This window comes from Enterobacter sp. 168J2, assembly GCF_034107265.1.
Taxonomy (GTDB): Bacteria; Pseudomonadota; Gammaproteobacteria; order Enterobacterales; family Enterobacteriaceae; genus Enterobacter; species Enterobacter nematophilus.
In genome coordinates, this window is record NZ_JAWNEB010000001.1 from 1,631,956 (window position 1) to 1,657,684 (window position 25,729).

The following is a 25,729-nucleotide window of genomic DNA, read 5'->3' on the forward strand; positions in this document are numbered from 1 at the left end:
AATTAATAGCCGAACCTGAGCGCCAGTTTACCGGCTGGCTCTGTTTACGCAAATAAACACCGGCGTAAAAGTACGAAAAACAACCGCTGCATTTTTTGCTGCAGCTTGTGGTATACTCCGCCGCCTTGACTTTCGTCGTCGCGCTTTAGCGCCGTTTAATAATGAGGAAAATAAATGAGCACACCTGAATTTGCCACTGCGGAAAATAACCAGGAACTGGCACAGGAAGTAAACTGCCTGAAAGCGCTGCTAACGCTGATGCTGCAGGCGATGGGCCAGGCTGATGCTGGTCGTGTGATCATTAAAATGGAAAAACAAATCGCGCAGATGGAAGACCAGGCGGAATCGGCCGTATTTGCTAACACCGTTAAGCAAATCAAACAAGCGTACCGCCAGTAACAAAAAACGGCTGGATGCAGTGCATTCAGCCGTCCACTCGTCTGTCACGCAGAACGTACTCTCTAATCAGATCAGTCCCGTAGCCGCCGCATAACAGGCAATCTGCGTCTTGTTTGGCGCATTAAATTTTTTCTGCATATTCTTCTGATGGAAGTTAACCGTATTCTCTGAAATAGAGAGAATGATCGCTATTTCCGCAGACGTCTTCCCTTCCGCAGTCCATTTCAGAATTTCTCGTTCGCGTTTGCTGAATTTCATCTCAGGCGGCATAACCATCTCATCTTCAAAACGCAACAGCGCGGTTAATGCCATTTGCACCAGCATCTGCAGCCGCAGCTCTATTTCCTCGCTGGAAAACGGTCCTTCCTGTGCGCTAGTACGGGAAACCGAAAGGAAGCCGAGCGCATGATTAGGCAGCATCAGACACTGCGTTATTCCCGAACGTAAACCGAAGCCCTGCGCGCTGCTCCATAATTCCTGAGCATCCGCAAATAATTCGTCCGTCCAGGGTAAATGCCCCTGAATGAAATTCTCGGGCTTGAGCACCGGATCGATGGTGAAATAGTTCTCTGACTGATATTGCGCCTGCCACTGTTGTGGATAAGTGGTATGCACAGCAATTTTAGGCCGCGTAAACGGCACCGGATGGCGCACACAGAGTGCGTAATAATCGAATTCCAGCGCCTGAGTTTGTCGCTGAAGTTCATGATATACCTCGGCGGCACAGGTCAATTCCTGAAACCGGAGGGAGCAATCCCGTCGCCAGGTGAAAAAGTCTGAATCCTTCATACTTACTAAAAGAAGCCTCTGAAAAGATAATCATTATTATGGTGAATATAACCTAACACATAAAACTTATTTTCAACTACAAAATATCGGCAACAGCACAATTAACTGCGCAATGGATAAGGTTTATTCTGTTTGGGTGGAATAAAAGAACACCGTTTAAGGCGAATAGCGAGGATAATTTGCTCCAGAAGAACTTTCTGGAGCAAATTAGTGCAAAAATGCTACTGCATGAGGAATTTTTCCAGGAACTGACGGGTTCGCGGCTGCTGAGGGTTAGCAAACAGGCTTTTCGCCGGTCCCTGCTCCACAATCCGCCCCTGGTCCATAAAGATGGCTCTGTCCGCCACGTCGCGCGCAAAGCTCATTTCATGGGTCACGATGACCATGGTGCGTTTTTCCTGCGCCAGCTGGCGGATGGTATTCAGCACCTCTCCCACCAGCTCGGGATCGAGCGCGGAGGTCGGTTCATCAAACAGGATCACGTCAGGACGCATCGCCAGCGCCCGCGCAATGGCCACGCGCTGCTGCTGCCCGCCCGACAGGCGGCGCGGGTAGCTGGTCTCTTTCCCTGCCAGCCCGACTTTAGCGAGCAGTTCACGCGCGCGCGCTGTCGCTTCCTCTTTCGGCTCACCTTTTACGATGACCGGCCCTTCAATAATATTTTCCAGCACCGTGCGGTGCGGGAAAAGATTGAAGCTCTGGAACACAAAGCCAACATGCTGACGCAGGCGGCGAATCAACCCTTTCTGCTGGCTGATGGATTTACCGGTATCAATCGTTATCTCCCCAACCCGAATAGTGCCCCCTTCCGGCTGTTCAAGCAGGTTGATACTGCGCAGCAGCGTGGTTTTCCCCGACCCGCTCGGACCAATAATCGCCACGACTTCGCCCTGCTCAACTTCCAGGTCGATCCCGTGGAGCACCGTTTGCCCGTGGAATTTTTTCACCAGGTTTTTAACGTCGATAGCACTCATTTTGGATCACGCTCCTGGCGGTTAAGCTGGTTTTCAAAGTAGTTTTGCAGCGCGGACAACACCGTCGCCATCACCCAGTAAATCAGCGAGGCGGCCAGATACATGGTGAAAACTTCAAGGGTGCGCGAGGTAATGAGCTGCGCCTGACGGAACAGCTCAGGCACCTGAATGGTTGCCGCCAGAGAGGTATCTTTCACCAGGCTGATGAAGCTGTTGCTGAGCGGCGGCAACGCCACCCGCGCCGCCTGCGGCAGAATGGCGCGACGCAGCGTCTGCCACGGCGTCATCCCGATACTGGCCGCCGCTTCCCACTGGCCTTTATCAATCGACGAGATCGCCGCGCGCAGGGTTTCGGAGGTATAGGCCGCCGTGTTAAGCGACAGGCCAATCATCGCCGCCGGGATCGGATCCAGCTCGATGCCGAACTGCGGTAAGCCGTAGTAGATCATAAAGAGCTGAGCGATGAGCGGCGTACCGCGAAACACGGAGATATAAAAGCGCGCCAGCCAGCGTACCGGCAGAATGGGCGACATGCGCATTAAGGCCAGTACAAAGCCCAGCACCAGCCCGAAGAACATCCCGCCGATACTCAGCTGTAACGTAAATACCGCACCTTTCAGCAGGAACGGCAGAGAATCAATAACCAGTTGAATACTTTCTTGCATTATTATTTTTCGACCTGATTTTTAGACATGAGGATGATAAGCAAACAGCGCGGGCGCCCCGCCGGTGTGCACAAATAAAATCGGCCCTTCATCCTTAAAGCGTTTCTGCGCAATGCCATCGATAAGCCCGGCCATCGCTTTACCCGTATAGACCGGATCGAGCAGTATACCCTCAAGGCGCGCCAGCAGCTTAACGGCTTCCATTCCCTCTTCATTAGGCGTGCCGTAACCCGGCGCAAAATAGTCATCCCAGAGCAGAATATCAGCCTTTGCCTTCAACTCCAGCTGGTCTGCCACCGCCTGTTGCAGAGCCACTACTTTTGGCTTCTGGTCCGCGACGCTGCGGGACACCGTTACGCCAATCAGCTCGACCTCCGGCAGCAGTTGTTCCAGCCCCACCGCCAGCCCGGCATGGGTGCCCGCACTTCCGGAGGCAACCACCACAGACGAGAGGCTCACCGCCCCTTCGCACTGCTGGGCGATTTCCAGCGCGCTTTCCACATAGCCCAGCGCGCCCAGCGCATTCGAACCACCGACGGGAATGACGTAGGGACGGAAACCCTGCGCTTCCAGGCGCGTGGCCAGATCGTCGAGCTGTGCGGTCGGGTCGGTCAACGCATCAACCATCTCCACCTGCACGTTAAACAGATCCAGCAGCAGACGGTTCCCGTTGGACAGATAGTTTTCCGCTCGCGTGCCAATCGGATTTTCCAGCAGGGCCACGCAGTGAAGTCCGAGCTTTGCCGCCACGGCCGCCGTCTGACGAACGTGGTTGGACTGAATGGCCCCGGCGGTGATCAGCGTATCCGCGCCTTCGCGCAGCGCGTCAGCCGCGAGAAACTCCAGCTTGCGCAGCTTATTGCCGCCCATCGCCATCGGCGTCAAGTCATCGCGCTTAATGAAAATATCGCGTCCCAGATAATCAGAAAATCGCGGCAGGTACTCGAGCGGCGTCGGCGCGCCGATAAACTCCAGACGGGGAAAGCGCGTTAAATTCTGTAGTGACATGGATTCTCCGGTAACTCAGACAAAATGTGATATTTTTCATTATGCACGCAGACGCGTAAGAAATAAAAAAGGCGCTTTTAAAAGCGCCTTTTTTTCACGTCACCAACTTACTTGGTGACGTCCGCCCCGAACCACTTCTCAGACAGCGCCTTCAGGCTGCCGTCTTTCTGCATGTCAGCAATCGCGGAGTCAATGGCTTTCACCAGATCCTCGTTGCCTTTACGGACGGCCACGCCGGATTCCTGACGAGAGAACGCATCACCGGCGACCGCGAGGGTGTTGTTGGTTTTCTTAACCAGATCCAGCGCCGCCAGACGGTCAACCAGAATGGCGTCGATACGGCCTACGCGCAGATCCTGATATTTCGTCGGGTCATCATCATAGGTGCGGATATCCACGCCCTGAACGTTCTGGCGCAGCCACTCTTCGTAGTTGGTTCCCAGACCGACGCCGACTTTTTTGCCTTTCAGATCGGCAGCCGTTTTAATGGAGCCTTCGTTACCTTTCTTCACCAGCGCCTGAATACCGGACACGGTGTACGGCGTGGAGAAGTCATACTTCTTCTTACGCTCGTCAGAAATGGTCACCTGGTTAATCACCACGTCAATGCGTTTTGAATCCAGCGAGGCCAGCATACCGTCCCATTTGGTCGGTTTCAGGGAGGCTTTAACGCCGAGGTGTTTTGCCAGCTCTTCTGCAAATTCCACTTCAAAACCGGTCAGCTTGCCGTCATCACCCTGGAAGCTGAACGGAGGATAAGTTCCTTCCAGCCCGACCAGCAGCGTACCGCGCTCTTTTACTTTATTCAGCAGGTTTTCTGCGGCGAACGTTTTTACGCTCATGCCCGCAACCAGCGCGACGGCCATAACTCCCATCAGCGCCTGACGACCCAGAAGTGCAAATTTCATAAATACCCCGATATAGTGGAATTTTTACGTAGTGTAGAGAAATCGCCTGCAACGTCAAAGGCGACTGCGCTACATCTTATTCTTTTTTAATATATATCAGAAGTTGTTCCGGCGAGCGCTTTCTGCTTCACGGAACCCGGCATTTGTACCTTATATTGCGCATACTTGCGCAGCGCAATACGGTAGTTGTTGGTGCTGGTTGCAGGCAGCCACGGCTCGAGATTTTCATCCAGATAACCGGTCTTGAGCAGATCGCGAGAGATATTGTTAACGGTCAGATGCTGCCCAAGGCGGCGCAGGCGAACCACATATTCGCGCACGGTGCCGTGGCTCATCTCCGTTTGTTCAAACAGGAATTGTTTGAAGCCGATGATATCGAAGAAGTCGCTTTGCTCTTTGCAGTGGAGATCGCCACAGAAACGGCAAAGCGCCACCCACTCTTTTTGCTCTTCGAGCCACGCGGCTTCATCCATTAACGTGTCGAGGCGAGAGATTGCGATTTTATTCACGATCTCGCCGCGGCGAACCAGCGTGATACGATCGAGTAATTTGTTACAGTGGGCGCAATGCGTCTGGCTGTGTTTAAAGTCTTTCAGGTAGCGGCTTAAAGGCCGTCTTTTAGATTGCTGCACCGTCATGATAACTCCTGGTTGTCAATACGTTGTGCGGCATTTTTCGGGTGATTGGATCACCTATAACTTACCCAGCTTGGTTCGTAAGCGTTTAATGGCCTGGCTGTGCAGCTGGCTAACCCGCGACTCCCCCACCTCCAGAACCGCGCCAATCTCTTTAAGATTCAGCTCTTCCTGGTAATAAAGGGTCAACACCAGCTGTTCGCGCTCAGGCAGAGCTTCAATCGCTTCCATTACGCGCTGGCGTAAATTCCCTTCCATTAAATGGTGTAACGGGTTTTCCTGCTGGTGCTCGTCCGTCACCAGCTCGATGCTATCGCCATGCTCTTCGCGCCACTCGTCATAGGAGAAGAGTTGGCTATTATTGGTATCGAGCAACATCTGACGATACTCTTCAACAGCAATGCCAAGACGTTCCGCCACTTCGGTTTCCGTTGCGTTGCGTCCCAGTTCCTGTTCCAGCTGCCCCATCGCATGCGCCACTTCGCGCGCGTTGCGGCGAACGCTGCGCGGCACCCAGTCGCGGCTGCGCAGCTCGTCCAGCATCGCACCACGAATACGCTGAACTGCGTAAGTCGTAAATGCCGTTCCTTGCAGAGCGTCGTATCGGTCAACTGCATTCAATAACCCGATACCGCCCGCCTGTAGCAGATCGTCAAGTTCCACGCTCGCCGGCAAGCGCACCTGGAGGCGCAATGCTTCGTGACGCACCAGCGGGACATAACGCTGCCACAGCGAGTGTTTATCCATTACACCTTCAGCGGTATAGAGTGAATTCACGATAAACAGCCCTGCGTTAGTTGAGTTATCGGCATGATTATCCGATTCTGCAGGGCGTTCAATTGGATGAAAAAGGGGGATAAAGTGAGGTTATTCTGAGGTTGCCCGCAGGAGGGGCAACTTTTCTGGCTAAATTAACAGTTGCAGCAATGAGATATCGTCGCCCAATTTGACGCTATCTATATGTTGATGAAAGAGCTTTCCTGCTTCCTGATTATGCTGGCTCAGGGAGTGGAAACTGTAAATAACGTCAATAATATTGTCTTGTTCAATTTTCCCCGCCGCGATGGCCTGACCGGCAAGCAGCGATTTGAGGAAATAGAACTCCGCGACGATTAAATAGAGATTATTCAACATGCTGCGGCCATTGCTCTGCGGGAAGCCCTGCTCCCAGAGCTTGTATTTAAAAAAGTTCTTAAACAGGTGATCGTTTTCCGTCAGGTAACCGCCCGCCACATCGCGCCAGACGGACTCGATGTTTTCCATGACCTTTTCTGCCGAAACGGTGTCATCGACAGATTCAAACTGTTTATAAAGCTGGTCAAAATAACGGTTTAATACGGCGCCGCCGCGGGCCGTCGCTTTCTTCGTAAAGTAGCTTTGGATGAGAGAGATTAATGCGAATTTCAGGCTGTAGTTCTGATTAAACCCGCCTAACTCCGTCTTGATTTTACCGCTTACCAGCTCGTTCACCAGCGAATAATAAACCGTTTCGAGCGTGCTGATATTCTCTTCCAGGTTTTCAAGCTTTTCAGCCACCATCAGGAATTTCACCACGGCATAAACTTGTTCTTCAACGCTAACCGCCTCAACGCTGAACAGGTTCTGGCAGAAGAGATTGATGACCTTAGCCTTCAAATCCATCGCTGGCGCATTATTCACGTCCTGCTGAACGCTGATCGATTCCATCATCGACATCGACGCCCGATCGTTCAACAGCAGACGAGTCACTTCCGGGCACGAGAGATTAAGTGATTTTTCAATTTCATTTTTATAGACCCGGTTTGTCCGCGGGAACGTCGAACAGGTTGGGCTTAACGCCTGGGCACCCATGGCGCTATGAATAGAACAGAGCTTTTCCGTATCCATAAACGGGCAATTTTTACTTTCCGTATGGAAAATCACTTCGCCCCAGTTGCCATACTGTTTTTTTGTGACTTTTATCGCCGTTTTCGCCGTGTGACGAATGGCGGCATTTTTACTGTTCAGATAGCGATTAACGGAGGATTTATCAAACGCGATGGTCCAGCCCTGACAACAATGTTCACGGCATTCCCCACCGACACAGGAAAAATCTGCGACCAGTTTAGGCTGGGTAATAACGATCTGTTTCACGGGCGGATCCTCAAAATTCAGAGACAAAAAAACCCCGCCGAAGCGGGGCTTGATGCGTAAAATTAACGCAGCAGAGACAGAACGGTCTGTGGAACCTGGTTTGCCTGAGCCAGAACAGAAGTACCAGCCTGCTGCAGGATCTGCGCGCGGGACATGTTGGAAACTTCAGTTGCGTAGTCAGCGTCCTGGATACGGGACTGAGCAGCAGACAGGTTGTTAGAGGTGTTGTTCAGGTTGTTGATTGCAGAAGTGAAGCGGTTCTGCACAGCACCCAGACCGGAACGAGCGGTATCAACTTTAGCGATAGCATCGTCGATAGTTTTCAATTCAGTACCAGCCAGGTTTTTCAGGTCGATAGCTGCAACACCCAGAGTAGCCGTGTCTGCTTTAGCAGTAGTCAGATCCAGGTTGATAGTGTCACCATCGTTTACGCCAACCTGAATTTTAACCACACCAGCAGTACCTGCAGTGCCGTCAAGCAGTTTGATGCCGTTGAAGTCAGTTTTGCTGGCAACGCGGCCGATTTCATCCAGACGAGCTTTAACTTCGTCCTGCAGAGAGGCCAGGTCAGTCGGGCTATTAGTACCGTTTGTTGCCTGAACAGCCAGTTCACGAATGCGCTGCAGGTTGCTGTTGATTTCGTTCAGGGAACCTTCAGCAGTCTGCGCCATGGAGATACCGTCGTTGGCGTTACGCGCTGCCTGGTTCATGCCTTTGATCTGGGAGGTCATGCGGTTTGCAATCGCCTGGCCAGCGGCATCGTCTTTCGCGCTGTTGATACGCAGACCTGAAGACAGACGCTCAATAGCAGTGCCCAGAGAAGACTGAGATTTGTTCAGGTTGTTCTGAGTAGTCAGGGACAACAGGTTAGTATTGATAACTGCCATAATTTTCTTTCCTTCAAAAATTGGGTTTTAGGTCCGGTGCCTAACACTCACAGCGTCTCTCACCGTCAACAAGGTTATCGACGGGTCCCGAAAAGACTTTAGAATCAATTTCGAAAAAATTACAACTCCATGATTATTAATGATTTTATTTTAAAAAATCAATTAAGGTTCGTCATAAGGTTATTATTTACGGCTTTTTATTACGCGGAATATGCCAAAAAAGGCACACACTTATCTGTGTTATTGGCGCACTAAAAACCGTCCCTAAGCGCAATCGTTTCATTTAACGCGCCAGGACATGCCTATTCTTTGGATTATTTTTTTCTCACCATCGTAAACTTTTACTATTCGAGGCCGATAAGAGTCCTGAACTACTTTCGTATTTAAGGAAAATATGCATGGCTACTATCAGTAACCTCGGGATAGGTTCTGCAGGACTCGGGGAATTATATAATCAGTTGGATGCAGCAGAACGAACCAAGCTGACGACGATTACTACCCAGCAATCAACGTATAACGCACAGTTAAGCGCGTACGGCAAGCTGCAGAGTGCCATGACCTCGCTGCAGACTGCGACCGCTGCGCTGGGTAAAGCGACCACATGGAACTCAACCGCCGTAAGCAGCACCAACACGGCCTTTACGGCAACCACGACCGCAGACGCATCCGTCGGCTCTTATGTGGTTAACGTCAACCAGGTGGCAAAAGCACAGGCGCTCACGACGGGTTCGTATGCCACCAACACGGAACTGCTGGGCGATACGACCGGCACGACGCGTAAAATTACGATTACCCAGCCGGGGACAAAAACGCCTTTAGAGGTGAACCTGGCCGATGGCGATACCTCGCTTGCCGGGATCGCCAGCGCTATCAATAAAGCGAACGGCAACGTCACCGCCAGCGTCATCAAGGCGAAAGACGGCGATTACCGCCTGATGCTCTCCTCGAAAACCACCGGTACGGATGGCGAGATGACCATCAGCGTCACCGGGGACGACAAGCTGCAAAGCGTAATCGGCTACGACTCAACCGCCAAAACCGGCGCGCTGGCGGTAAATACCGCGGCCCAGAACGCGATTGTCGTTGTGAACGACATCAAGATTGAGCGTCAATCGAACACCATCTCCGATGCGCTGCCGGGGATGACCTTCACCGTGAAGGCCGAAAGTAAAGCGGATGAAATGCTGGAAGTGACGCGCGCCACGGATGCAAACCAAAAAGCCGTAACGGACTGGGTAACCGCGTATAACTCGCTGCAGTCCACCATTAACAGCCTGACCAAATATGTCGCGGTCGACGCGGGTGCAGGCGGTCAGTCCACCAGCAACGGCGCGCTGGTGGGTGATGCAAACGTGCGCGGGATCCAGTCCCAGCTGCGCGGTCTGCTGACCGAAGTTCAGGCCGGCTCCGTTCAGATCATGGCTCAGCTGGGGATTACCCAGGATCCAGTCAAAGGCGCAGACGGTACGGTCGGTAACCTCAAAGTGGATACCGATAAGCTGAAAAAAGCGCTGACCGACAACCCGACCGCCGTACAGCAGTACTTTATCGGTGACGGAAAGAAAACCGGTCTGGCGACCCAGATGAACAACACGCTTACCACCATGCTCAGCACCAGCACCGGCAGCGCGGGCGTGATCCAGAACGCGAAAGACGGTATCAACAAAACGCTGAAAACCCTGGGCGAACGTTACGACTCTATGGAAGCCTCTATTGATGCCACCATGGCCCGTTACAAAGCGCAGTTCACCAGCCTGGACGTATTAGTCACCAAAATGACCAGTACGGCCAACTATCTGACCCAACAGTTCTCACAAAAATAGTCGTAGCCTTCAGGAGTGGATATGTATAAGACCTCTGGTGTTCAATCCTATCAGCAGATAGGAGTAGAAAGCGCAGTTATGAATGCCAGTCCACACCAGCTGATTGTCATGTTGTTCGACGGGGCGCATAGCGCCCTCGTCCGCGCGCGTTTGTTCATTGAAGCCGGACAAATTCGTGAAAAAGGCGAAGCGTTATCGAAAGCCATTAACATCATTGACAACGGTTTAAAAGCAGGACTGAACATGGAGGTTGAGAGCGAGCTGTCCAGCAATCTTGCCTCCTTGTACGAATATATGGTTCGACGTTTATTACTGGCGAACGTCAGTAATGACGTAGACGCAATTGTTGAAGTCGAGGGTTTATTAAACAACATTGCGGATGCGTGGAAGCAAATCGGCCCCAATGCGTCCTCTATTTCAGGATAATTTTGATGAATAATCCCAGCGCAGCGCTTAGCCACTGGCAGGCGTTACATGCTCAGAGCATTGCTATGCTAAATCTCGCACATTCTGGTCAATGGGATGCGCTTATTGAGCAGGAAATGCATTACGTTCAACTGGTGGAGAGGATTTCGCAAACGCCCATCATGTCATGCCCCCCGGCTCAGGTTGAGCAAGCGCGTGCGCTGTTGGAAATGATCCTCGACAATGAGAATACGTTAAAGGCGCTGCTGAAAGTGCGGATGGACGAACTGCGTAATCTCATCGATCAGACCGGCAAACAGCAATCCATCACATCTACCTATGGAAAGCTGTCAGGGAATATTCTTTATCCAGAAAGTGTTACCCGCGACACACAATTATGATTTCTTCATCCATACTCCAGAAGTCTGCCATATGGCTTCTGGAGCACGGACGATGAAAAACCCCACCCTGTTACAATGCTTTCACTGGTATTACCCCGCTGGCGGTGAATTGTGGCGAGAAGTCACGGCGTTAGCCCCCAATCTTAATGAAATCGGCATCAACATGATCTGGCTGCCGCCCGCCTATAAAGGGGCTTCCGGCGGGTATTCGGTTGGCTATGACTCTTACGATCTGTTTGACCTCGGCGAGTTTGATCAGAAAGGCAGCATCGCCACGAAATATGGCGATAAAGCGCAGCTGCTGGAGGCCATCGACGCCCTGAAAAGCAACGACATTGCCGTACTGCTGGACGTGGTGGTTAACCACAAAATGGGGGCTGATGAGAAAGAGCCCGTCCGCGTTCAGCGCGTGAACGAGCAGGATCGCACGCAAATCAATGATGAGATCGTCGAGTGTGAAGCGTGGACACGCTACACCTTCCCTGCCCGCGCCGGGCAATATTCGCAGTTCATCTGGGATTACAAATGCTTCAGCGGCGTCGACCATATTGAAAACCCGGATGAAGACGGGATCTTTAAAATCGTCAACGACTACACCGGCGAAGGCTGGAACGACCAGGTTGATGATGAGATGGGTAACTTCGATTACCTGATGGGCGAAAACATCGACTTTCGCAATCACGCCGTCACCGAGGAAATAAAATACTGGGCCCGCTGGGTCATGGAACAGACGCGCTGCGACGGTTTTCGTCTGGACGCCGTCAAGCATATTCCCGCCTGGTTTTACAAAGAGTGGATTGAGCACGTTCAGGAAGTCGCCGAACAGCCGTTGTTTATCGTAGCGGAATACTGGTCCCACGAGGTGGATAAACTGCAGGCCTATATTGACCAGGTCGAGGGTAAAACCATGCTGTTTGATGCCCCGCTGCAGATGAAATTCCACGAGGCGTCACGCCAGGGTCGGGATTACGACATGAGCCAGATCTTCACCGGCACGCTGGTGGAGGCCGACCCGTTCCATGCGGTCACTCTCGTCGCTAACCATGACACGCAGCCTCTGCAGGCGCTGGAAGCGCCGGTCGAAGCCTGGTTTAAACCGCTGGCGTACGCGCTGATCCTGCTGCGGGAAAACGGCGTGCCGAGCGTTTTCTACCCGGATCTGTTCGGCGCAAGCTATGACGATACGGGAGGCAACGGTGAGACCTATCACATCGACATGCCGGTCATTGAGCAGCTTCACGAACTGATCCTCGCCCGTCAGCGCTTTGCCCACGGCGTGCAGACGTTGTTTTTTGACCATCCAAACTGCATCGCCTTCAGCCGCAGCGGAACCGAGGACGATCCCGGCTGCGTGGTGGTGATGTCGAACGGCGACGACGGCGAGAAGGTAATTTGCCTGGGGGAAAACTACGGCAACAAAACGTGGCGTGATTTCCTCGGCAATCGCGAAGAAACGGTCACCACCGCGGCGGATGGCGAAGGTACCTTTACCTGTAAAGGGGGAAGCGTAAGCGTGTGGGTGATTGAGGATGCGTTGTAGAACGGGAAACGTGCGGCCTGATGCCCTCACCCCGTCCCTCTCCCTGTGGGAGAGGGCGCAAACACCAAAAACGGCAACGAGGTTGCCGTTTTGCGTTTACCCTTAGGGCAGCTTACTCTCCAGCGGGTTTTTGCTCAGGTAATCAGCACATTCCACCGTTGGGCGGTCAACCTTTTGCAGCTCCATCCCGTCATACTCAAGCGTAGCGCCGTCGCGATCCAGCGGATAGATATCCAGCTTGCGCGTGACGTTGTAATAACTGTCTGAGCGCAGCATGATCTTACCCGGCACGGCAATCACGCGCTGCCACTGGCGGCAGTCCAGCGTATCGCCCTCTTCCGTCACCACCAGCGTGGCAATCGCTTCAGGGCTGACCAGACTGCTCTGCGGCCCTTTCGACTGCCAGTATCCCGCCAGGTTCGCCGGGACGGGATGCTTGATCACGTCATTATAGTTATCGACCTGAACGCACCCGGTCAGTGCCAGCAGCGCGCCAGCAATTGCTATTTTTTTCATCATCTTTCCTGCATTCGAAGAAAAAAATATTGTGGCATTAAAGCGCTGAGGCTGCCAGCGAAGATCGACAGGTCTTAGAACTGTATATAAATGTTATGAGCGGACATTTTTCATAATCAACAAAGGCTTGGTCGACCTTCATGATCATCGAGTACGTGCTGTCCATTGGAATGAGCTGGACGGTTGGACGCAGCTCACGGCCACGAAAGCAGATGAGTGGTGAGCTCTACTGCCGCAACGAAGACGGTGTGTATGTCTGCAGTGCGTGGCATGATCATTCATAAAATCAACTGTATAAATACGCTGCGCAGTTAAACATGAGGGTCGATCAAGTGAATGCCAGATGCTACACTTCAGACTTTTCTGAATTTACTGATTTATAAAATGTTCAAGTTATTCGTCAGGTACACATCAATAGGTGTAATAAACACGCTAATTCACTGGGCCGTCTTTGCTGCATGCATATACGCATTCCACACAGGGCAGGCGCTTGGCAACTTTGCCGGATTCGTTGTCGCTGTGTCGTTCAGCTTCTTCGCCAATGCCAAATTCACTTTTAAATCTTCCACAACAACCATTCGCTACATGCTTTACGTATGTTTTATGGGCTCATTGAGTGCCGCTTTTGGCTGGTGTGCAGACAAATCAGGCATGGCTCCTGTCATCACATTAATCATGTTCTCCGCCATCAGTCTGGTGTGTGGGTTTGTATATTCAAAGTTCGTTGTATTCAGGGATGCTAAATGAAAATTTCACTGGTCGTTCCAGTTTTTAATGAAGAGGATGCAATTCCGATTTTCTACAAAGCCGTGCGGGAATTTGAAGAGCTTAAGCAACATGAAGTCGAGATAGTGTTCATTAATGACGGCAGCAAAGATAGTACAGAATCAATTATTAACGCACTTGCTCTTGCCGATCGGCTTGTAGTTCCGCTGTCCTTCACTCGCAACTTTGGTAAAGAACCTGCGCTGTTCGCAGGTCTGGATCACGCTAGCGGAGAAGCTATTATTCCGATTGATGTTGACCTGCAGGACCCTATTGAAGTCATTCCATATCTGATAGAGAAGTGGCAGGCCGGAGCAGATATGGTGCTTGCCAAACGCTCCGATCGCTCTACAGATGGCCGTCTGAAGCGCAAGACCGCTGAGTGGTTTTATAAGCTACATAACAAAATCAGCAATCCGCAAATCGAAGAGAATGTTGGAGACTTCCGTCTGATGTCCCGCGAGGTCGTGGAAAATATTCAGCTCATGCCAGAGCGCAACTTGTTCATGAAGGGCGTGCTGAGTTGGGTTGGCGGGCGTACTGATGTCGTGGAGTATGCACGCGCTAAGCGCGTTGCTGGCAGCACTAAATTTAACGGCTGGAAACTGTGGAACCTTGCACTTGAGGGAATAACAAGTTTCTCTACTTTCCCGTTAAGGGTTTGGACGTATATTGGCTTCATAATTGCATCTATTTCATTCTTATACGGCGCATGGATGACTTTGCAAACATTAATTATAGGCAATCCGATAAAAGGGTACACATCTCTATTGGTATCCATCCTGTTTATCGGCGGCGTTCAATTAATCGGCATTGGTGTTTTAGGTGAATATATAGGACGCATCTATATCGAAACCAAAAAAAGACCACGCTATTGTTTAAAACGGAATAAAGAAAAATGATTTCCAAAAATAATCTGTTAGTTCTAAGTGTTATTTTTTTACTTATGTTGGTGCCATACTTACACACACCAGTATTGTCAGATGATTATTATTATTATTTTCATGCCAGCCTGCAGGAGCAAATTGGTCATTATTTAGTCTGGAGCGGGAGGCTAATTACTAACATATTTAGCTCATATATGCTCAAATATGTCAATCATGATATTTATCAATCTTTGACAGCTGCTGCGCTAGTTGCCAGCGTTTATCTTATTGCAGCGATACCATCTGCTTTATTTGATGGCAAGCCAAAACCAAGCGCCATTTCGATAGTAATTATCTTTTTAGCTCTTTGGATATCAAATCCAGCGCTTGGTGAAACTTTTTTCTGGTTTGTTGGCGCATCGAACTATTTATGGCCTATATTTTACATATCTTTATTTTTCGTTATTCTCGCTCGACAAAGAAAACCACATACATTACTTAGTTATTCTGGGGCGATTTTAGTTGGTTTTTTAGCAGGTTGCTCAAACGAAAACACGTGCATTGTCGCAACGATACTGACAGTGTCATATTCTATTTGTTTTAACCGCTTTAAACTATCGGCACCCTATTTAATTGGGATTTTCTTAGGCTCTGCGGTGCTTTTATTCAGTCCAGGCTCTGCCATCAGATCGTCTTATTTTAAAGATTGGCACTCATTAACATTAATAGAAAAACTTGATCTACATTTATTTGAAAGACTGCCTGCAGCGCTGAATAGCTTATGGCCAATATTTCTAATCATCATTTTCATTGCACTTTCATTTGGACTACTCAAAATAGAATCTAGGGGTTCATTAATTTGTGCACTAGCATTTTTCATTGGTGGGATATTATGTGACCTTGCATTTGTTGCTTCACCATACATGCCTGAAAGAGCTGGTATTGGTGCCTTATTTATGTTTTTAATAACCCTTTCTTTTTTAATTTACTCTGCTAACTTTTCAAATGAAAAAATATATAAAAACTCGATATTTGGCATTGTCATTGTGTTCGCTATGACTTACTTTGTACCCTCTTACGGCTTAATTTCCTATTCCAATATTAGAGCGTCAAAGCAAGATGCAATACGCATGGCAATGTTAACACAGCAAATCAACGAAGGAAAAAAAGAGATCGTAATACCTGACTTTTACCTAAACCGACTTTTAAAAAAATCAGATGGTTTCCCTACTTTTAAGAACTCATATATGTTTAATTATTTTAAAGTAGATAAAATCACTGAAGAGCCAATTAATTTCGATTACTCAATTATTGACTCACTTCCCAAGAGAGACGTTAATGCAAAATTACATGAAGACATAACATTGAAATCGATTTATTTTTATACTGATAAATTATCAGGGAAAAATAAGCTTATATATCGTATCTCGGGTAACATAAATGATTATTTGATGAATAACACCGCCATTTTTTCTCATGTTACTTTAAAAAACAATGATAACATAAACATGGATACTATCGTTAAGGCGATTAAAGTAGGGAGTGATTGGTATACTTATAGTGATGCAGGAAAGTTAGATTTATCAGAAATAAATAAAATCAATATCGGAATGTACACTACTGATCCAGTAAAAATACTGTCAAGCAATTATTTAGAATTTAAATAATCACCTTGCAGTTTTACTGGTATATTCGGAAATGGCGTTATCCAGAACGCCATTCTTTTTGAAGTATTACGTAAAAAAGTATCCCTACTTATATGAAGGACATCGATATGGTCAAAAGCATTCATTACTTAAGGGGAATTGCGGCTTTATTCGTGGTTCTGTTCCATTTAAGAGGCTATGTTAACAACACATACGTTCAGTCAAATCTTGGGGATTTACTGTTTGTTAATGGAGCTTTTGGTGTAGATTTATTCTTTGTAATTAGTGGATTTATAATCTGCTTTGCAACTCAAAAAAAGGAATATTTTTATCCACTTAAGTTTTTTGTTAGAAGATTTTTTAGAATCTATCCACTATTGATCTTAACAGTGTCAATTTACTTTATATTTTTGACAATCAAAAAGGGATCAACCGGCTTAGACGCGTGGTTTATATGGTCAATCGCACCTCTCCAAATCGATTATCATGCTGGGGCTCCTTTCTTTGGATACAATGTACTTGCAATAGCATGGACATTAACTTACGAGATTTCTTTTTATATTATTTTTCTTGCTGCCATGATTATATCCCACAAGTATAGGGCTATATTATGCTCATCCATAATCTTGACAATGGTTTTCTCTTCACAATTAATGAGCGCCACTCCAACACTCAATGGCGTAAATACAAACTATATCAAAAATGACTTCATCACTCTTATTTCATCACCTATATACATTGACTTTGTGTATGGCATAACTTCATATATTATATATATAAATATTTTACCTGCACTATTGAGATACAAGGGAACAGTTTTAAACGTTTTGCTAATTTCAACCGTAATTGTTACTACAGCATTAATATTTACAACAAAACACAATGACCACGGCCCTTTAGGTTGGGGGGGTATGGCATTTATCATTGTCGTATCAATGACTTTAATGGAAGCAAGTTTCACGACAGCAAAATACAAGCCCCTAATTATACTCGGGGATATTTCATTTTCTCTTTACATGTGGCATTTCATTTTTATAGAAATAATTAACACATATTTCCCAAGTATTTCAATGAATGGATTTTATACCTTAGCCATTATGACAACCTGCTCAATTGCAATAGCCTGGATTTCATTCAATCTCATTGAGATTCCATCAATTAACCTTTCAAAGAAAATCATATCATGGATAGACAGAAACAACCCAGAGCGTATTGTTTCATAGCTAAATAGTTCACAATGTGCGTCATTCAAAAAATGATAGCGTTTAACCAGATAAAATAATTCACTATAATGGAGGTAATTATCACCGTGATACATAGAACGCCATCATCCCCATAGAATCTCAGTTCAATCATGCGTTCCCGAATGAATTTTTGTCCATTTATTATCAGATCAGCCCCATATTTGGGGCTCATGACATGCGTGCCAGCGAAATTCTTCTCAGTTCCACTAATATTCCTATGATTGTAATGGGAAATATCTCAACCATTATTTTTTGAAAGCTGTATCCAAGTTTTCAGACGTGACGATGACGCATCGGGAAGGTGTGCAATTGCTGCTTTTAATCGTACCCAGTAATTGGGTATAACCCTACAATCAGGAACAATGATAACCCGTGCCTGCCATCATTACGCAGTCGGGTCTTACAACCAGTCACAGGAGGCAGCAATGCGGCGCGCAAATGGTTTACCGGGTATAGGGATTCTGAATGGCTAAAAATAACCAGGACCAGGTACTTATCCTCAACCAGAAATTGAGTGAGTTTGCCCCATCCATGCCCCACGCTGTGGGATCGGATGATTATTAATAATAAATATCATTAGGTTAGATAACCTAAACCTGCATCCCCATCACTTCCTGATAAGCCGACACCAGCTTGTTACGCACCTGGATCCCCATCTGGATAGAAACCGAGGCTTTTTGCAAATCGGTCATCACATCATTCAGCGCCACGCCCGGCTCGCCGAGGGTGAACTTCTCCGCCTGCGTACGCGCAGCGGTCTGGGTATCGCTGATACGGTCAAGAGCGGCGTGCAGTTGCCCCGCAAAGCTGATGGTCGGCTGTTGTTCTGCCACATTCTGATTACGGGCCGTCATCGCCGTTGCCTGCAACTGACTGATTACCCCTTCAATGCCCTGTATAGCCATGACTCTCCCCTGGATGGTTTTTTACGCGGTCAAGACTAACAGCTTGTCAATAAGATAATGGCGGTAAATAGCGTGAAAAAACCAGGTTATTTGACGCATAGAAAATCCGGAATCGTCAAATAATGGCAGGGCCATCAATATGGAACTTTTGTCGTGTTTGCCGACCCGGGAGTCAGTTTTGTTTCTCTACACGAATAACGTAAACCACCAGGATTTAAGAGGTGCGCAATGAGTGCAACAGCATCGACAGCGCCACAAAATAAATCACTTGAGTGGATGAACCGCCTTCGCGCGAATCCTAAAATCCCGTTGATCGTGGCAGGCGCTGCCGCAATTGCGATCCTTGTAGCGATGGTTTTATGGGCGAAAAGCCCTGATTACCGCACGCTCTACAGCAACCTTTCCGATCAGGATGGCGGCGCCATCGTCACCCAGCTTACCCAGATGAACATCCCGTATCGCTTTGCCGATAATGGCGGTGCGCTGGAGGTACCGGCGGATAAGGTGCACGAGCTGCGTCTGCGTCTGGCACAGCAGGGCCTGCCAAAGGGCGGCGCGGTCGGCTTTGAGCTGCTGGACCAGGAAAAGTTCGGCATCAGCCAGTTCAGCGAGCAGGTTAACTACCAGCGTGCGCTGGAAGGCGAGCTGGCCCGCACCATTGAAACGTTAGGCCCGGTGAAGAGTGCCCGCGTGCACCTGGCGATGCCTAAACCCTCTTTATTCGTTCGTGAACAGAAATCCCCTTCGGCTTCCGTTACCGTGAACCTCGAACCTGGCCGCGCGCTGGACGAAGGGCAAATCAGCGCGGTGACGCATCTCGTCTCCAGCGCCGTCGCCGGCCTGCCGCCGGGTAACGTGACGCTGGTGGACCAAAGCGGACACCTGCTGACCCAATCCAATACCGCCGGGCGTGACCTGAACGACGCGCAGCTGAAATACGCCGCCGACGTGGAAAGCCGTCTTCAGCGCCGTATCGAAGCGATCCTCGGCCCGGTGGTGGGCAACAGCAACGTTCACGCCCAGGTGACCGCGCAGATTGACTTCTCTAATAAAGAACAAACCGAAGAGCAATACAGCCCGAACGGCGATGCGGCTCAGGCGGTAATGCGCTCACGCCAGATCAACTCCAGCGAACAGGTCGGCGGGGCCTACCCTGGCGGGGTGCCGGGCGCGCTCTCTAACCAGCCTGCTCCGGCTAACGCGGCGCCGATTTCCACGCCGCCGGCCAATCAGCAGAACGGTCAGCAAAACAATCAGCAGACCACCTCAACGACCAGTAACGCCGGTCCGCGCTCCAGCAGCCGTAACGAAACCACGAACTATGAAGTGGACCGGACCATTCGCCACACTAAGCTGAACGTGGGCGATATTCAGCGTCTTTCCGTTGCGGTGGTGGTGAACTACAAAACCCTGCCGGACGGCAAACCGTTGCCGTTAACCGCCGAGCAGATGAAGCAGATTGAAAACCTGACCCGCGAAGCGATGGGCTACTCCGAGAAGCGCGGCGATACCCTCAACGTGGTCAACTCGCCGTTCAACGCGGTTGAAGAGACCGGCGGCGAGCTGCCGTTCTGGCAACAGCAGGCGTTTATCGACCAGCTGATGTCCGCAGGACGCTGGCTGCTGGTGCTGATTGTCGCGTGGCTGCTGTGGCGTAAGGGCGTTCGTCCGCAGCTTCAGCGCCGTGCTGAAGCCGAAAAAGCGGCTCGCGAGCAGATGAGCGCGCGTCAGGAAGTGGAAGAAGCGGTTGAAGTACGCCTCAGTAAAGATGAACAGATGCAGCAGCGTCGTGCTAACCAGCGCATGGGCGCAGAGGTAATGAGCCAGCGCATTCGCGAAATGTCAGATAACGATCCGCGCGTCGTGGCGCTGGTCATCCGCCAGTGGATGGGTAACGAACATGAGTAATACGCTTACGGGCACCGATAAAAGCGTCATCCTGCTGATGACCATTGGCGAAGACCGCGCGGCAGAGGTGTTCAAGCACCTCTCCCAGCGCGAAGTGCAAATTCTCAGCGCGGCCATGGCCAACGTGCGTCAGATCTCCAACAAGCAGCTGACCGAAGTGCTGTCGGAATTTGAGCAGGAAGCCGAACAGTTTGCGGCGCTCAACGTCAACGCCAACGACTACCTGCGCTCCGTGCTGGTCAAGGCGCTGGGCGAAGAGCGCGCGGCCAGCCTGCTGGAAGATATTCTGGAAACGCGCGATACCGCCAGCGGGATCGAAACGCTCAACTTTATGGAGCCGCAGAGTGCCGCCGACCTTATTCGCGACGAGCACCCGCAGATTATCGCCACCATCCTGGTTCACCTCAAACGTGGCCAGGCGGCGGATATTCTGGCCCTGTTCGAGGAGCGTCTGCGTCACGACGTGATGCTGCGTATCGCGACCTTCGGCGGCGTCCAGCCGGCCGCGCTGGCGGAGCTGACCGAAGTGCTGAACAACCTTCTCGACGGTCAGAACCTCAAGCGCAGCAAAATGGGCGGCGTGAGAACGGCGGCGGAGATCATCAACCTGATGAAAACGCAGCAGGAAGAGGCAGTCATTACGGCGGTTCGCGAATTCGACGGCGAGCTGGCGCAGAAAATCATCGACGAGATGTTCCTGTTCGAAAACCTGGTCGAAGTGGACGACCGCAGCATCCAGCGCCTGCTCCAGGAAGTGGACTCCGAGTCGCTGCTTATCGCCCTCAAGGGCGCCGAGCAGCCGCTGCGCGAGAAGTTCCTGCGCAACATGTCCCAGCGTGCGGCGGATATCCTGCGCGACGACCTTGCCAACCGCGGCCCGGTGCGTCTGTCTCAGGTGGAAAACGAGCAGAAAGCGATCCTGCTTATTGTTCGTCGTCTGGCGGAAACCGGCGAGATGGTGATTGGCAGCGGAGACGACACCTATGTCTAACGAGCTGTCGTGGAAGCGCTGGACGCCGGACGATCTGGCCCCTCCCCTTTCAGAGTTCACCCCGGCCGTAGTAGCGGCCGAGGAGCTTGACCCGGAAGCCGAACAGCCCGAGCTGAGCGAAGAGGAGCAGCAGGCGCAGATGCTGGCGCAGCTGCAAATGCAGGCGCACGAGCAGGGCTATAACGCCGGTCTGAACGAGGGCCGCCAGAAGGGTCACGATCTCGGGTATCAGGAAGGTCTGGCGAAAGGGCTGGAGCACGGCATCGATCAGGCGCGCCAGCAGCAGGCGCCGATCCATGCCCGCATGCAGCAGCTGGTCAGCGAATTTCAGCACACGCTGGACGCGCTGGACAGCGTGATTGCCTCGCGCCTGATGCAGATGGCGCTGGAGGCGGCGCGTCAGGTTATCGGCCAGACGCCGGTGGTGGATAACACCGCGCTGATCAAACAAATTCAGGGTCTGCTTCAGCAGGAGCCGCTGTTCAGCGGCAAACCGCAGCTGCGCGTCCACCCGGACGATCTGCAGCGCGTTGAAGAGAGCCTGGGCGCAACGCTTAGCCTGCACGGCTGGCGTCTGCGCGGCGACCCGTCGTTACACCACGGCGGATGCAAAGTCTCTGCCGATGAAGGCGATCTGGACGCCAGCGTCGCCACCCGCTGGCAGGAACTGTGCCGCCTGGCGGCACCGGGAGTCGTCTGATGACCGCGCGCCTCACCCGCTGGCTCACCACGCTCGACAACTTTGAAACGAAGATGGCGCAACTGCCGTCCGTTCGTCGTTATGGGCGTCTGACGCGCGCCACCGGTCTGGTACTGGAGGCCACCGGCCTGCAGCTTCCGCTGGGGGCAACCTGCGTCATTGAGCGTCAGGATGGGCAGGAAACGCGTGAAGTGGAAAGCGAAGTGGTCGGGTTTAACGGCCAGCGCCTGTTCCTGATGCCGCTTGAAGAGGTGGAAGGCATTCTGCCCGGCGCGCGCGTCTACGCGAAAAACATCAGCGGCGACGGGCTGCAAAGCGGGAAACAGCTGCCGCTTGGCCCTGCCCTGCTCGGCCGCGTTCTGGACGGTAGCGGGAAGCCGCTCGACGGGCTGCCCGCGCCGGACACCACCGAAACCGGCGCGCTGATCACCCAGCCGTTCAACCCCCTGCAGCGTACCCCTATTGAGCACGTGCTGGATACCGGCGTGCGCCCGATCAACGCCCTGCTCACCGTGGGGCGCGGGCAGCGCATGGGCCTGTTCGCCGGGTCAGGCGTGGGGAAATCCGTCCTGCTCGGCATGATGGCGCGCTATACCCAGGCCGACGTGATCGTCGTGGGGCTTATCGGCGAGCGTGGTCGCGAAGTAAAAGACTTTATTGAAAACATTCTGGGTGCGGAAGGCCGCGCCCGCTCGGTGGTTATCGCCGCGCCGGCGGACGTTTCGCCGCTGCTGCGTATGCAGGGTGCCGCCTACGCCACCCGTATCGCCGAAGATTTTCGTGACCGCGGCAAGCACGTGCTGCTGATCATGGATTCCCTCACCCGCTACGCGATGGCGCAGCGTGAAATCGCGCTGGCTATCGGCGAGCCGCCGGCCACCAAAGGCTACCCGCCTTCGGTCTTCGCCAAACTTCCGGCGCTGGTCGAGCGTGCGGGGAACGGCATCAGCGGCGGCGGCTCTATCACAGCCTTCTATACGGTACTGACCGAGGGCGACGACCAGCAGGACCCGATTGCCGACTCCGCACGCGCGATCCTTGACGGCCATATCGTGCTGTCGCGCCGCCTGGCCGAAGCCGGACACTACCCGGCGATTGATATTGAAGCGTCCATCAGCCGCGCAATGACGGCGCTGATAACCGAGAAGCACTACGCCCGCGTGCGTAACTTTAAACAACTGCTTTCCAGCTTCCAGCGCAACCGCGATCTGGTCAGCGTGGGGGCGTATGCCAAAGGCAGCGACCCGATGCTCGACAAGGCGATTAGCCTGTGGCCGCAGCTGGAGGCATTTTTACAACAGGGCATTTTTGAGCGTGCCGACTGGGAAGATTCAATCCAGGCGCTGGAGCTGATTTTCCCGCAGGTGTAACACAGGTGGAGGGCGAAGGTCATGGCGCAAAACAGCGCGTTATCAACGCTGAAAGATCTGGCTGAGAAAGAAGTTGATGATGCCGCATTGCAGCTTGGCGCAATGCGACGCGGGTGCCAGCAGGCTGAAGAACAGTTGAAGATGTTAATCGACTATCAGCATGAATATCGCACCAACCTCAATACCGATATGACGCAGGGCATTGGCAGCCAGCGCTGGATTAACTATCAGCAGTTTATCCAGACGCTCGAGAAGGCGATAGAGCAGCACCGCCAGCAGCTCAGCCAGTGGACCCAAAAAGTCGATACCGCGCTGAATTTCTGGCGCGAAAAAAAACAGCGGCTGCAGGCCTGGCAGACCTTACAGGACCGGCAGATTGCAGCCTCAACCCTGGCGGAAAACCGCCTGGATCAGAAAAAAATGGATGAGTTTGCCCAGCGCGCATCAATGAGGAAACCGGAATGATCACACTGCAACAACTGCTGATGAGCGACAGCGACCTGTCAGGCGGGATGCAAACAGGGAAAGGCACCGAGGGTGCACAGGACTTTCTCTCCCTGCTGGCGGGCGCCCTGACGGACGCAACGGGCAAGGGCAACGATGCGCCGCTCACCCTGGCAGACCTGAAAGCCGCCGGCAGCAAGCTGTCGAAAGTCGCGCAGGAGGCCAAAGGCGATACCGCTCTGCAGGCCAAAATTGCCGACCTGCTCGCGCGTCAGCCTGCGCTGAATGGCGTTGAAACGTCGGAGTCCGCGCCCCTTGAAACCCTGGTTTCCGGGCTGGTGCCGCTGTCAAAGGGCGACGCGCTGAAGACGCTCACCGCGGCCAGCGGCAAAGATGACGGTAAAACCGAGCTGAGCGAAGAAGAGCTGGCCGGATTAAGCGCGCTGATGGCGATGCTGCCGCACCAGCAGACTACCGCCTCTCGTGCGGCTGGCAGCGACGGCGTTTCCGCAACCTCGACGCTGAGTTCAGCAACGCTTTCGCAAAACGGTGCGGGACAGCCGTACCTGAACGCGCCTGCGGGAAGCCATGATAAAGCGCAGCTTTCTGCGTCCTATCAGAGCCAGGCGAAGAACAACGGCCCGGATCTCGCCGCCAACGCGCCTGCCACACCGGTCGTGGCCGCAGCCGCAGAGAAGCAGGAGTTCGCCAGTTCTTCCTCGTCCTCTTCGCCGACCGCTACCCTGGCACCGATTATGTCCAGCCATGCGGCCAGCCAGCCTGCCGCCACCGTTGCCACCGCGCCGGTGTTAAGCCAGCCTCTGGGCACCCACGAATGGCAGCAGTCCCTGAGCCAGCACATCACCCTGTTCACTAAGCAGGGCCAGCAGACGGCGGAGCTGCGCCTGCACCCGGAAGATCTGGGCCAGGTACAAATCTCGCTGAAGCTGGACGATAACCAGGCACAGCTGCAGATGGTCTCAGCGCACAGCCACGTGCGCGCGGCGCTGGAAGCCGCGCTGCCGGTCCTGCGGACCTCGCTGGCGGAAAACGGCATTCAGCTTTCTCAGAGCAGCGTTAGCAGCGAGAGCTTTGCCGGGCAGCAGCAGTCTTCATCCCAGCAGCACCATGCCTCGCGTTCCGGCCAGCACGGCGGTTTTAATGAAGAGAGCGATGAGCTCCTGCCGACCCCCGCCGCCCTGCAATCCGCGGCGCGCGGTAACGGCGCCGTAGACATCTTCGCCTAAACGCCAGAGGTAGCGTGATTATCCCCGTCTTTTCCACGCTTTGACGACGGCAGGACACGGGATAATCACCTTATTAAGCTGTACCGAAACAGGAAGCTCGTATCAGATGACAGACTCCGCTATCACCAAAAAAAGCAAGCGTTCCATCTGGATCCCGCTGCTGGTGTTGATCACGCTCGCCGCCTGCGCTACCGCGGGCTATAGTTACTGGCGTATGCAGCAGGAACCTTCAACCGCTGCGGCCAAAGCCGAACCTGCCCCACCGCCGGCGCCGGTCTTTTTCCCTCTGGACACCTTCACCGTTAACCTCGGTGATGCGGATCGCGTGCTGTATGTCGGTATTACGCTGCGCCTGAAGGACGAAGCGACCCGCGCGCGCCTGAACGATTATCTGCCGGAAGTGCGTAGCCGCCTTCTCCTGCTGTTTTCTCGTCAGGACGCCTCCGCGCTGGCTACCGACGTGGGTAAGCAAAAGCTGGTCGACGCCATCAAGCAGACGCTGGCCACCCCGCTGGTAAACGGTCAACCTAAGCAGGAAGTCACTGACGTTCTGTACACAGCCTTTATTCTGCGGTAACGAC

General features: G+C 52.1%; 27 protein-coding genes and 1 pseudogene. 17 read left to right on the top strand and 11 right to left on the bottom strand.

What is annotated here, in order from left to right; translation table 11 throughout:
* The first annotated feature begins 174 nt into the window (after positions 1-174).
* Entirely contained in the window at positions 175-399 is a 225-nt protein-coding gene (locus tag USG84_RS07835; RefSeq protein ID WP_014832453.1) for a DUF2594 family protein, read from the top strand.
* Between the two features lie 66 nt (positions 400-465).
* Here the strand turns inward: USG84_RS07835 and sdiA are convergent, their stop codons facing one another.
* The 9 genes from sdiA to USG84_RS07880 form a co-directional block, all read right to left on the bottom strand.
* Entirely contained in the window at positions 466-1,188 is a 723-nt protein-coding gene (sdiA, locus tag USG84_RS07840) for a transcriptional regulator SdiA (RefSeq protein ID WP_151412573.1), read from the bottom strand.
* A 221-nt stretch (positions 1,189-1,409) separates the two neighbouring features.
* A complete protein-coding gene (gene tcyN, locus USG84_RS07845) occupies positions 1,410-2,162 on the bottom strand; it encodes an L-cystine ABC transporter ATP-binding protein TcyN (protein ID WP_041909387.1) in 753 nt (250 codons plus the stop codon).
* Positions 2,159-2,827, bottom strand: a complete 669-nt coding sequence (tcyL, locus tag USG84_RS07850) for a cystine ABC transporter permease (RefSeq protein ID WP_028013677.1) — start codon at positions 2,825-2,827, stop codon at positions 2,159-2,161. The genes tcyN and tcyL overlap by 4 nt, the downstream gene beginning before the upstream one ends.
* Positions 2,828-2,848: 21 nt before the next feature.
* On the bottom strand, positions 2,849-3,835 hold the full coding sequence (dcyD, locus tag USG84_RS07855; protein ID WP_320738231.1) for a D-cysteine desulfhydrase: 987 nt from the start codon (positions 3,833-3,835) through the stop codon (positions 2,849-2,851).
* Positions 3,836-3,942: 107 nt separating this feature from the next.
* Positions 3,943-4,743, bottom strand: coding sequence for a cystine ABC transporter substrate-binding protein (tcyJ, locus tag USG84_RS07860; protein WP_047652374.1), 801 nt, complete (start codon positions 4,741-4,743; stop codon positions 3,943-3,945).
* Positions 4,744-4,829: 86 nt separating this feature from the next.
* The gene (gene fliZ / locus USG84_RS07865; RefSeq protein WP_061097767.1) at positions 4,830-5,381 is read right to left on the bottom strand and encodes a flagella biosynthesis regulatory protein FliZ; all 552 of its coding nucleotides are present in this window, start codon (positions 5,379-5,381) and stop codon (positions 4,830-4,832) included.
* A 54-nt stretch (positions 5,382-5,435) separates the two neighbouring features.
* Positions 5,436-6,155, bottom strand: coding sequence for an RNA polymerase sigma factor FliA (locus USG84_RS07870; RefSeq protein WP_014170714.1), 720 nt, complete (start codon positions 6,153-6,155; stop codon positions 5,436-5,438).
* Positions 6,156-6,284: 129 nt separating this feature from the next.
* Positions 6,285-7,490, bottom strand: coding sequence for a flagellin lysine-N-methylase (gene fliB, locus USG84_RS07875; protein ID WP_151412572.1), 1,206 nt, complete (start codon positions 7,488-7,490; stop codon positions 6,285-6,287).
* A 62-nt stretch (positions 7,491-7,552) separates the two neighbouring features.
* Entirely contained in the window at positions 7,553-8,377 is an 825-nt protein-coding gene (locus USG84_RS07880) for a flagellin (protein ID WP_151412571.1), read from the bottom strand.
* Between the two features lie 398 nt (positions 8,378-8,775).
* Between USG84_RS07880 and fliD the strand changes: the two genes are divergently transcribed.
* From fliD to amyA, 4 genes are read left to right on the top strand one after another with little or no spacing between them, the layout of a single operon-like run.
* Positions 8,776-10,200, top strand: coding sequence for a flagellar filament capping protein FliD (fliD, locus tag USG84_RS07885; RefSeq protein WP_253542633.1), 1,425 nt, complete (start codon positions 8,776-8,778; stop codon positions 10,198-10,200).
* A 21-nt stretch (positions 10,201-10,221) separates the two neighbouring features.
* Positions 10,222-10,626, top strand: a complete 405-nt coding sequence (gene fliS / locus USG84_RS07890) for a flagellar export chaperone FliS (RefSeq protein ID WP_253542636.1) — start codon at positions 10,222-10,224, stop codon at positions 10,624-10,626.
* A gap of 5 nt (positions 10,627-10,631) precedes the next feature.
* Positions 10,632-11,006 (top strand): flagella biosynthesis regulatory protein FliT, encoded by a 375-nt coding sequence (gene fliT / locus USG84_RS07895; protein ID WP_045260347.1) that lies wholly within the window; start codon positions 10,632-10,634, stop codon positions 11,004-11,006.
* A 52-nt stretch (positions 11,007-11,058) separates the two neighbouring features.
* A complete protein-coding gene (gene amyA / locus USG84_RS07900; protein WP_151412570.1) occupies positions 11,059-12,546 on the top strand; it encodes an alpha-amylase in 1,488 nt (495 codons plus the stop codon).
* A 102-nt stretch (positions 12,547-12,648) separates the two neighbouring features.
* Here the strand turns inward: amyA and yedD are convergent, their stop codons facing one another.
* Entirely contained in the window at positions 12,649-13,062 is a 414-nt protein-coding gene (gene yedD, locus USG84_RS07905; RefSeq protein ID WP_045260349.1) for a lipoprotein YedD, read from the bottom strand.
* Between the two features lie 384 nt (positions 13,063-13,446).
* On the opposite strand from yedD, the gene USG84_RS07910 reads away from it, so the two are divergent.
* The 5 genes and pseudogenes from USG84_RS07910 to USG84_RS07930 all read left to right on the top strand — a co-directional run.
* On the top strand, positions 13,447-13,809 hold the full coding sequence (locus tag USG84_RS07910) for a GtrA family protein (protein WP_151412606.1): 363 nt from the start codon (positions 13,447-13,449) through the stop codon (positions 13,807-13,809).
* On the top strand, positions 13,806-14,729 hold the full coding sequence (locus tag USG84_RS07915) for a glycosyltransferase family 2 protein (RefSeq protein ID WP_266178830.1): 924 nt from the start codon (positions 13,806-13,808) through the stop codon (positions 14,727-14,729). The genes USG84_RS07910 and USG84_RS07915 overlap by 4 nt, the downstream gene beginning before the upstream one ends.
* Positions 14,726-16,360 (top strand): DUF6056 family protein, encoded by a 1,635-nt coding sequence (locus USG84_RS07920; protein ID WP_266178829.1) that lies wholly within the window; start codon positions 14,726-14,728, stop codon positions 16,358-16,360. The genes USG84_RS07915 and USG84_RS07920 overlap by 4 nt, the downstream gene beginning before the upstream one ends.
* Before the next feature lie 107 nt (positions 16,361-16,467).
* A complete protein-coding gene (locus tag USG84_RS07925; RefSeq protein WP_253542642.1) occupies positions 16,468-17,562 on the top strand; it encodes an acyltransferase family protein in 1,095 nt (364 codons plus the stop codon).
* 392 nt (positions 17,563-17,954) lie between these two features.
* A pseudogene (locus tag USG84_RS07930) lies at positions 17,955-18,147 on the top strand (integrase); the annotation flags it as partial.
* 26 nt (positions 18,148-18,173) lie between these two features.
* Here USG84_RS07930 and fliE read toward each other — a convergent pair.
* Positions 18,174-18,488: a flagellar hook-basal body complex protein FliE gene (fliE, locus tag USG84_RS07935; protein WP_028013699.1), complete on the bottom strand. Its 315-nt coding sequence runs from the start codon at positions 18,486-18,488 to the stop codon at positions 18,174-18,176.
* A 228-nt stretch (positions 18,489-18,716) separates the two neighbouring features.
* Between fliE and fliF the strand changes: the two genes are divergently transcribed.
* From fliF to fliL, 7 genes are all read left to right on the top strand, one after another.
* Positions 18,717-20,396 carry a flagellar basal-body MS-ring/collar protein FliF gene (gene fliF / locus USG84_RS07940; RefSeq protein WP_151412564.1) on the top strand — a complete coding sequence of 560 codons (1,680 nt, stop codon included), beginning with the start codon at positions 18,717-18,719 and terminating at the stop codon, positions 20,394-20,396.
* Complete coding sequence (gene fliG / locus USG84_RS07945) at positions 20,389-21,387, top strand: flagellar motor switch protein FliG (RefSeq protein ID WP_008500327.1); 999 nt, start codon at positions 20,389-20,391, stop codon at positions 21,385-21,387. The genes fliF and fliG overlap by 8 nt, the downstream gene beginning before the upstream one ends.
* Positions 21,380-22,087: a flagellar assembly protein FliH gene (fliH, locus tag USG84_RS07950; RefSeq protein ID WP_061097759.1), complete on the top strand. Its 708-nt coding sequence runs from the start codon at positions 21,380-21,382 to the stop codon at positions 22,085-22,087. The genes fliG and fliH overlap by 8 nt, the downstream gene beginning before the upstream one ends.
* A complete protein-coding gene (gene fliI / locus USG84_RS07955; protein WP_023330814.1) occupies positions 22,087-23,457 on the top strand; it encodes a flagellar protein export ATPase FliI in 1,371 nt (456 codons plus the stop codon). The genes fliH and fliI overlap by 1 nt, the downstream gene beginning before the upstream one ends.
* Positions 23,458-23,478: 21 nt before the next feature.
* Positions 23,479-23,922 (top strand): flagellar export protein FliJ, encoded by a 444-nt coding sequence (gene fliJ / locus USG84_RS07960; protein WP_045631642.1) that lies wholly within the window; start codon positions 23,479-23,481, stop codon positions 23,920-23,922.
* Positions 23,919-25,148, top strand: coding sequence for a flagellar hook length control protein FliK (fliK, locus tag USG84_RS07965; RefSeq protein ID WP_151412563.1), 1,230 nt, complete (start codon positions 23,919-23,921; stop codon positions 25,146-25,148). Before fliJ ends, fliK begins: the two co-directional genes overlap by 4 nt.
* A 106-nt stretch (positions 25,149-25,254) precedes the next feature.
* On the top strand, positions 25,255-25,725 hold the full coding sequence (gene fliL, locus USG84_RS07970) for a flagellar basal body-associated protein FliL (RefSeq protein ID WP_021241388.1): 471 nt from the start codon (positions 25,255-25,257) through the stop codon (positions 25,723-25,725).
* The last annotated feature ends 4 nt before the right edge of the window (positions 25,726-25,729 follow it).

Bases quoted from the DNA above. Each gene is read 5' to 3' on its own strand.
- fliJ (WP_045631642.1), top strand. From the start codon at position 23,479: ATGGCGCAAAACAGCGCGTTATCAACGCTGAAAGATCTGGCTGAGAAA.
- dcyD (WP_320738231.1), bottom strand. From the start codon at position 3,835: ATGTCACTACAGAATTTAACGCGCTTTCCCCGTCTGGAGTTTATCGGC.
- tcyL (WP_028013677.1), bottom strand. From the start codon at position 2,827: ATGCAAGAAAGTATTCAACTGGTTATTGATTCTCTGCCGTTCCTGCTG.
- USG84_RS07910 (WP_151412606.1), top strand. From the start codon at position 13,447: ATGTTCAAGTTATTCGTCAGGTACACATCAATAGGTGTAATAAACACG.
- fliK (WP_151412563.1), top strand. From the start codon at position 23,919: ATGATCACACTGCAACAACTGCTGATGAGCGACAGCGACCTGTCAGGC.
- fliI (WP_023330814.1), top strand. From the start codon at position 22,087: ATGACCGCGCGCCTCACCCGCTGGCTCACCACGCTCGACAACTTTGAA.
- USG84_RS07925 (WP_253542642.1), top strand. From the start codon at position 16,468: ATGGTCAAAAGCATTCATTACTTAAGGGGAATTGCGGCTTTATTCGTG.
- fliG (WP_008500327.1), top strand. From the start codon at position 20,389: ATGAGTAATACGCTTACGGGCACCGATAAAAGCGTCATCCTGCTGATG.
- sdiA (WP_151412573.1), bottom strand. From the start codon at position 1,188: ATGAAGGATTCAGACTTTTTCACCTGGCGACGGGATTGCTCCCTCCGG.
- amyA (WP_151412570.1), top strand. From the start codon at position 11,059: ATGAAAAACCCCACCCTGTTACAATGCTTTCACTGGTATTACCCCGCT.
- tcyN (WP_041909387.1), bottom strand. From the start codon at position 2,162: ATGAGTGCTATCGACGTTAAAAACCTGGTGAAAAAATTCCACGGGCAA.
- fliT (WP_045260347.1), top strand. From the start codon at position 10,632: ATGAATAATCCCAGCGCAGCGCTTAGCCACTGGCAGGCGTTACATGCT.
- fliH (WP_061097759.1), top strand. From the start codon at position 21,380: ATGTCTAACGAGCTGTCGTGGAAGCGCTGGACGCCGGACGATCTGGCC.
- USG84_RS07835 (WP_014832453.1), top strand. From the start codon at position 175: ATGAGCACACCTGAATTTGCCACTGCGGAAAATAACCAGGAACTGGCA.
- fliZ (WP_061097767.1), bottom strand. From the start codon at position 5,381: ATGACGGTGCAGCAATCTAAAAGACGGCCTTTAAGCCGCTACCTGAAA.
- USG84_RS07915 (WP_266178830.1), top strand. From the start codon at position 13,806: ATGAAAATTTCACTGGTCGTTCCAGTTTTTAATGAAGAGGATGCAATT.
- tcyJ (WP_047652374.1), bottom strand. From the start codon at position 4,743: ATGAAATTTGCACTTCTGGGTCGTCAGGCGCTGATGGGAGTTATGGCC.
- fliF (WP_151412564.1), top strand. From the start codon at position 18,717: ATGAGTGCAACAGCATCGACAGCGCCACAAAATAAATCACTTGAGTGG.
- USG84_RS07920 (WP_266178829.1), top strand. From the start codon at position 14,726: ATGATTTCCAAAAATAATCTGTTAGTTCTAAGTGTTATTTTTTTACTT.
- fliE (WP_028013699.1), bottom strand. From the start codon at position 18,488: ATGGCTATACAGGGCATTGAAGGGGTAATCAGTCAGTTGCAGGCAACG.
- fliS (WP_253542636.1), top strand. From the start codon at position 10,222: ATGTATAAGACCTCTGGTGTTCAATCCTATCAGCAGATAGGAGTAGAA.
- USG84_RS07880 (WP_151412571.1), bottom strand. From the start codon at position 8,377: ATGGCAGTTATCAATACTAACCTGTTGTCCCTGACTACTCAGAACAAC.
- yedD (WP_045260349.1), bottom strand. From the start codon at position 13,062: ATGAAAAAAATAGCAATTGCTGGCGCGCTGCTGGCACTGACCGGGTGC.
- fliL (WP_021241388.1), top strand. From the start codon at position 25,255: ATGACAGACTCCGCTATCACCAAAAAAAGCAAGCGTTCCATCTGGATC.
- fliD (WP_253542633.1), top strand. From the start codon at position 8,776: ATGGCTACTATCAGTAACCTCGGGATAGGTTCTGCAGGACTCGGGGAA.